Source organism: Nostoc parmelioides FACHB-3921, from assembly GCF_014696625.1.
Taxonomy (GTDB): Bacteria; Cyanobacteriota; Cyanobacteriia; order Cyanobacteriales; family Nostocaceae; genus Trichormus; species Trichormus parmelioides.
The window spans coordinates 21420-28304 of sequence record NZ_JACJQL010000073.1 but is presented as its reverse complement, the minus strand read 5'-3'; the positions used below and the strand labels follow the sequence as shown (position 1 = coordinate 28304).

Sequence of the window (6885 nt, the reverse complement as noted above, 5' to 3'; positions counted from 1 at the left end):
AAAATCAGAAACTATCATCAAGAAGAATTGGTGTTGAACATCTCATCTGTAGAGTCAAAACTTTTCGAGTAGCTAGTGAAAGATTTCGTTTAGCTCGATATCGTTATCATCAGGTAATAATGGCAGTATGTGGATTAGTTCGGTTACATCTAAATTATTCCTTTACACTAAGTCATGAGCTTTGAATTATCATCCTTGAGATTTTCTTTTTTAGAAAGCTATGTTTCTTAAAACTTTTAATAATTTTGATATTTTCATCCCCAAAGCCTTATTTTTGCGTTCAGCCATAATTAGTGTTTCATCCCAGTGATAGTTCGTGTAAAGCTTTCACAGTAAGCTTTTTATCTTTTGTGGACAAGTCTAATTAGGATAAATCTGAAGACCTTCTTCATAAAGAACGCCACAAGGAGTTCCAGCCAGATCGTATTCAAAATTGGGGCCAAATTCTTCTCCTTTCCAAAATGCCAAAACTCTAGCTCGTGGCTGGTCATCATCAATAAACTCTGCAATCAAGGCATACTGAATTTGGAGTACCTCAGCCAAGTAATGAGCGCAAGCTTGGAAGAAGGCTTCACCAACCTGAGATGCAATCCCTTCTACAATCAGTTTCAGGTTAATATTTTCTTGCTGGAGTGGTTGATTTGCTAACGAAATCGCCGTTTTTTTTGAAAGTGGAGTTAGCATAACAATAGGTTGAATATTGAGTAGGTATTACGAAACGTCGTTCCTCTCATTCTTCCCAAGTACAAGGGATAAACTCTATTACCACAGCACAATTTAAGCAAAATTAATACAAACTAATTGAGACGATTTATGTCATTGTAAATTGATATCATTTGTCAGCTTATTAACACCATAATAGCCCTCTCTTTAAAACAAATAATCGTATATAAGCGATGGTTCCAATCGCCTAAATATAGTGATTCAGTTTGATAGATGAATATGGCTACAAAGTATAAGTAAAATCATTGACCAGCATCCCAGGAACCAGACTACCTCCTAGTTGACGACTCTCGTAGGTTCCTACTTCAGGAATGAATTCTTGAAAGTTGGTAAAATCTATTAAATTTTCTCCCCAAAAGCGATAGAGGCTTTCATCAAAGCGTAAGTTTTCAATGGGGGCGACAATTTCACCGTCTTCTATCCAAAAACAGGCGTAACGGGTCATACCTGTAATTCTACCTGTGGGGCGATCGCTCCAGTTCAAGTAATGCAAATTTGATACATATAAGCCTGTATCTAAACTGGGGAGAATTTGCTCATAAGTTAAATTCCCTGGTATCACTTCTGGCGCGCGTAAGGTTTCTGAACTGTTCGCACCGTTGGCAATTTTTTGATATTCTTTAGCCGTCCGCGAATTAACTAAGGTATTGACTAAAATTCCTTGGTCAATTATTGATAATTCTGGTGCAGCCATTTCCCCCAGTTGATTAAATCGCGGTACTAATCCTAATTGGAAGTTTTCTCTCAAACTAAATTTAGGGGAAAGTTGTTTATCTTTACGTGACAAAATAGCTAATGCACTATTGCCTTGTTGGATATCTGCTTCACTGACTGCACCCCAAGAAAGCATACCCAATAAATCAGCAACAGCCGCCGGGGCAAAATAAGTTTTGTATTGTCCTTTTGATACTTCTTTAGCTGGATTTGATAGCAGTTTTAATTGCTGTTTCCCTTCGCTAATTTTGACGGAATAAGCTTCTTGATCCCAATTACTTCCAGCAAATGTGCCTTTAACAGCTTGCCCAGAACTGATAAATAAGGAATAATCTAAAGTGAAAGAGTCAGTAGCAAACCAATGTTTTTGTCCACTAGAATCGCCATAAGCCCTGATAACTAAACCCCCAGCATAGATACCTGCAAAATCTAAATCCCTAACTTGTTCTAATACATTCGTTACTACTGCCTCTGCTGGCAATATATTACCTATGTGGGTTTCCCGACTAGTATTATTTCCTGATGGTAAAACGAGATAGGGATCAACTGGTAATAAAGGCAATTCATCCCGTAGTTCTTGTAAAGCTTGATATGCTGATTGCCAGTCTTTTTCCCAATTTCCCGTAAAAGGAAACTGACGAAAACTGCTGCGTTGGTCTGTCATCAGAGTTAATTCAATCCAACCATCAGCTACAAAACCAGTTTGGCGAACTTTGGCTTGATTAAAACGAGTAAATTGACTACGTTCACTGCTAAGTTTCACAGTGAATTGTTCGTTTTCTAATTTTTTAACTAAGAGAGTTTCTAATAGTTGATTAAAACTAAATTCTAAAGTAGATACTTCCTCAATTTTCATGGATGTCAAAAAGGAATATAGGGCAACATGAAACTTTGAATTTTGTAGCTTTAGCTTCCCGTAGGGTATTTTGAACTGATTGATTAGAGGCAGGGGTAGGGGAAACTAAAGGTACAAACCTCATCCCTTGTGGCGTGAAAGCTTCGTTTCCCCTTTTAAGCGTTGGTTGAAACCTCCCCCACCAGTAGAGTGATTTTCCCCCTGCTCCCTGCTCCCCTGCTCCCCTGCTTTTCATTACCCTCCCCCAAAAACTTCTACATCAGCAAATACACAAACTGGTGAACCATGTCCTACCCAAATAGATTGATTTGGTTCGCCTTTACCACAGTAAGGTGTGCCGTACATTTGCCAGTTAGCATCGTCGCTGATTTTTACTAGACTATGCCAAAATTCTGGTGTTGTGGCTCGATAGTTAGGATTACGAAGGGTTCTGGTTAGCTTACCATTTTCAATGAGTTTGGCATATTCACAGCCGAACTGAAATTTATAACGGCGATCGTCTATTGACCAGGAACGATTAGATTCCATATACACGCCGTGTTCTATATCACTGATCATCTCATCAAAGGAGACGTTTCCTGGTTCTAAGTTTAAGTTTGCCATGCGATCAATTGGTGGTCGATTCCATGAGGAAGCGCGGGCGCAGGCTACCCCTGGAACTTTGGCTCTGGCTTGGCTTTCTAAACTGCCTAAACCCCTTTGTAGTACACCTTCTTTGATGACATATTCTCTTGTGGCGACTACACCTGTATCATCAAATCCGTAGCTGGCATATTCACCGGCAACGGTGGGGTCAAAGGTGATATTCATTAATGGGGAACCGTAGACTAGTTTGCCAAAATCCCTGGTGTTGACAAAGCTACCACCAGCATAGTTACGCTCATCGCCTAAAATTCTGTCAATTTCTAAGGGATGTCCTACACTTTCATGAATTTGTAACATCATTTGGTCTGGGGCTAAAACCAAATGGGTGCGGGTGCTTGGACATTCTTCGGCAGTTAAGAGTTCTATGGCTTGTTCGCCAATTTGCCGTACCCTTTGCCATAGGTGGTCTTGTTTTAACAGTTCTAGTCCACCTTGATAGCAGTGTGCTTGCCAACCGTTGTTACTACGTTGTTGAACGATCGCCCCATCTTGAGCGATCGCCCCATAATGGCTGCCGATGGACAAGAATTTTTGATAGACTTCAGAACTGTTGCTGCTGACAAACCAACTCTCTTTGACACTTGTGGAGGCGCTGGCGGTGGTTTGGACAATTTTGTCGTCAACTTTTAAGGTGTGGCAAATCCGCACCAGTAAATCATTAATTTCCCCAGGACTGAGCGCATCCAATGGCTCTAAAAATGGGGAATTATATTCACCCACCACCTTGGGACGTTCGGTTTCACTGAAGGGATAAATCGACCACTGACTGGCTGCTAGTGCTTGTTTATAGGCGATTTCTGCCGCCGCTTGCAAGGATGGTAATTCTAGGGAGTTGGTAGCAGCATAACCCAAAGAGCCATTCACCAAAACTTCCAACATGGCTCCCACGGTGGTTGATTTGCCGTTGCTTTGGGGTAAACCATCACGGACATGATGGTTTGCAGCAGTTTCTTTGACTACTCTAATACCGATCCAATCGGCAGGTATTTTAAAACTAGCGATCGCTTTTGTTAATTCTGACCACATATTTTGAATTTTGAATTTAACTTCTATGCCAACGTGTACCTTGGGGGCTATCAATTAAGGTGATACCTTGTGCTTGCAGTTCATTTCGGATGCGATCGCTTTCGCTAAAGTTCTTGTTTTTTCTGGCTTCCTGTCTTTGCTCAATCAGCGCTTCAATATCTGTATCACCCAGACCTGCTTGTGTCAGCTTTTCATCATCTGGTTTGGCTTCTAAACCCAAAACTTTACTCAGGGTGATAAGGGTATTCCACTGACGTTGGAGTTCATCGCTGGGGATTTTGGTGGTTCCTTCATGGACAAGAATATTACCCTCGCGGCGGAGTTCTTTGGCTAATTCAAACAGTACCGCCAAGCCACCAGAGAAATTAAAGTCATCGTCGCCTAATTCTTGAAAGCGGGTGGCGAGTTCAGGAATAATTGCGGATTCTTGACCCCAACCGAGCTTTTCACCGTATTGATAGCCAAAGAGCAAACCTTCCTTGAGGGTTTTCCAGCTATTTTCGGCGTTGGCGATCGCTTCTTCTGTAAAATCTAAAGGCTTGCGATAATGTGCCTGCAAGACAAACAATCTTACAGCCATCGGGTTTACGGGGTCTTCCTTCCAGCTACCTACCCCATCTAATAATTCTCGAATGGTGATGAAATTACCCAGAGATTTTGACATTTTCTGACCATTCACCATCACCATACCATTGTGTGTCCAATAACGCGCCAATGGCTGATTCATGGCTGCTTCAGACTGAGCAATTTCATTCTCATGGTGGGGAAAAATCAAATCTCCACCACCACCATGAATATCAATTGTTGCCCCTAGCTTAGAACGAATCATCGCCGAGCATTCAATGTGCCATCCCGGACGACCTGCACCCCAAGGAGAATCCCACGCTGGTTCCCCTGGTTTTGCTGCCTTCCACAAGGCAAAATCAAAGGGATGTTGTTTTTTAGGTTCTGAATCTTCCGCATCTACTCGACCGCTAGCACCAGCCTGCATTTGTTCCAACTCTCGACCAGAGAGTTTGCCATAACTGGGAAAGCGTTCTACGCGATAATAAACATCCCCACCAACGGCGTAAGCTAGACCTTTTTCCTCCAGAATTTGGATTAATTGATGAATTTCCGGAATATGCTCAGTTACGCGGGGATATTCATCCGCATCCATCACATTTAAACGACGGATATCTGCAAAATAGGCATCAATAAAGCGGTTTGAGACCTCCGCCATCGTTGAACCTTGTTCTTTGGCACGGTTAAGAATCTTATCGTCAATATCGGTAAAATTTTGGATGTACTGAACTTCAAAACCACGCCAAATCAAATAACGCCGAATCGTATCCCAAACTATATAGGAACGTGCATGACCCAAATGGCAGTAATCATAAACTGTCACGCCGCAGCAATACATCTTAACCTTACCTGGCTCTACAGTTTCCAAAGGTTCTTGACGGCGGGTGAGGGTATTGTAAATCGTTAGGGTCATAACACGGTAACTTGGAATAGATACGCAATAATAGGATAAAGCAGCTGGACAAATATTCCAGCATCCCTATGCTAGTGTTTTCTGGACTATCTCCGCTACCATTTTGCCATTCTGCTCGAAACAAGCTGCCCTGAAAGTCCTCTCGTATCTTCTAATTTTGCGCCCATATTGCTATGCAATCAGCAGTCACCGATAATTCTCAACCAATGGATGCCCCCAAACAAGGAATGCCAGTCACAATTATTACTGGATTTCTCGGTAGTGGCAAGACAACTTTACTTAATCATATTCTCAGCAATCAACAGGGTTTAAAAACCGCCGTTTTGGTCAACGAGTTTGGAGAAATCGGCATTGACAACGAGTTAATTGTTTCCACCGATGAAAATATGGTGGAACTGAGTAACGGTTGTATTTGCTGCACTATTAATAATGATTTAGTCGATGCTGTATACAAAGTTTTAGAAAGGGAAGAAAAGCTAGATTATTTAGTTGTAGAAACAACTGGATTAGCAGATCCCCTACCAGTAGCCCTAACATTTTTGGGTACAGAACTGCGGGATTTAACCCGGTTAGATTCCATTATTACTGTAGTAGACGCAGCCAATTACAGTTTAGATTTATTCAATTCGCAAGCGGCTTACAGCCAAATTGCCTATGGTGATGTAATTCTGTTGAACAAGACAGATTTGGTTGATGAGGCCAGCTTGAATGACTTGGAAAGAAAAATCAATGAAGTCAAAGAAGGTGCGAGGATTTTAAGAACGAAGCGATCGCAAGTTCCCCTTCCCTTAATCTTAAGTGTGGGTCTATTTGAGTCGGATAAATATTATGATGCAGCCGATGACCATAGTCACGACCACCATGAGCATGACCATGATCATTCAGCTTGCGAACATGATCACCATGATCATGATCATTCAACCTGCGGTCATGACCATCACGACCACGAACACCATCATCACCACTCCGACCATCTAGAAAACGATGGTTTCACCTCGATATCTTTCCAAAGTGATCAACCATTTTCGATTCGCAAGTTTCAATATTTTCTAGATAACCAACTATCCACAAATATTTTCCGAGCCAAGGGGATTATGTGGTTTGATGAAAGTCCCAAACGTCACATTTTCCACCTCTGTGGTAAACGCTTTACTTTAGACGATGAGGAATGGAAAGGCGAACCAAAAAACCAAATAGTATTGATTGGTCAAAATTTAGATCGTGAAACCTTACTCACTCAATTAGAAAACTGCGTTTGTCTTCCTTCTACCAGCCGAGGTAAAGGTTTTGGGAAATAGAACTGATAAGCTAATGCGCGCCTAAATTGCATAACTACGAATAAGGGATGTTGACTGTTAACTGTTAACGGTCAACAGCCTTCACTATGGATTATGCAACTTAAAAGCAGAATAGCTTACTTGAGAACAAAAAATTCATATCTGGG

6 protein-coding genes are annotated in these 6885 nt (G+C 41.6%); 2 read left to right on the top strand and 4 right to left on the bottom strand.

Translation table 11 applies throughout. The annotated features are described in order from the left end of the window. Positions 1-185: transposase family protein (locus H6G14_RS27865; protein ID WP_190571588.1), on the top strand; the 185-nt coding region annotated here is incomplete at its 5' end. A gap of 175 nt (positions 186-360) precedes the next feature. Here the strand turns inward: H6G14_RS27865 and H6G14_RS27860 are convergent. The 4 genes from H6G14_RS27860 to cysS all read right to left on the bottom strand — a co-directional run bounded on the left by H6G14_RS27860 (position 361) and on the right by cysS (position 5441). Further along, positions 361-684 carry a hypothetical protein gene (locus H6G14_RS27860; RefSeq protein ID WP_242053886.1) on the bottom strand — a complete coding sequence of 108 codons (324 nt, stop codon included), beginning with the start codon at positions 682-684 and terminating at the stop codon, positions 361-363. 262 nt (positions 685-946) lie between these two features. Continuing rightward, positions 947-2293, bottom strand: a complete 1347-nt coding sequence (locus H6G14_RS27855) for a TldD/PmbA family protein (protein ID WP_190571586.1) — start codon at positions 2291-2293, stop codon at positions 947-949. 234 nt (positions 2294-2527) lie between these two features. After that, a complete protein-coding gene (locus tag H6G14_RS27850) occupies positions 2528-3964 on the bottom strand; it encodes a TldD/PmbA family protein (RefSeq protein WP_190571585.1) in 1437 nt (478 codons plus the stop codon). 16 nt (positions 3965-3980) lie between these two features. Beyond that, on the bottom strand, positions 3981-5441 hold the full coding sequence (gene cysS, locus H6G14_RS27845; RefSeq protein WP_190571584.1) for a cysteine--tRNA ligase: 1461 nt from the start codon (positions 5439-5441) through the stop codon (positions 3981-3983). Positions 5442-5614: 173 nt separating this feature from the next. Between cysS and H6G14_RS27840 the strand changes: the two genes are divergently transcribed. After that, on the top strand, positions 5615-6739 hold the full coding sequence (locus tag H6G14_RS27840) for a CobW family GTP-binding protein (protein ID WP_190571583.1): 1125 nt from the start codon (positions 5615-5617) through the stop codon (positions 6737-6739). Positions 6740-6885 lie beyond the last annotated feature (146 nt).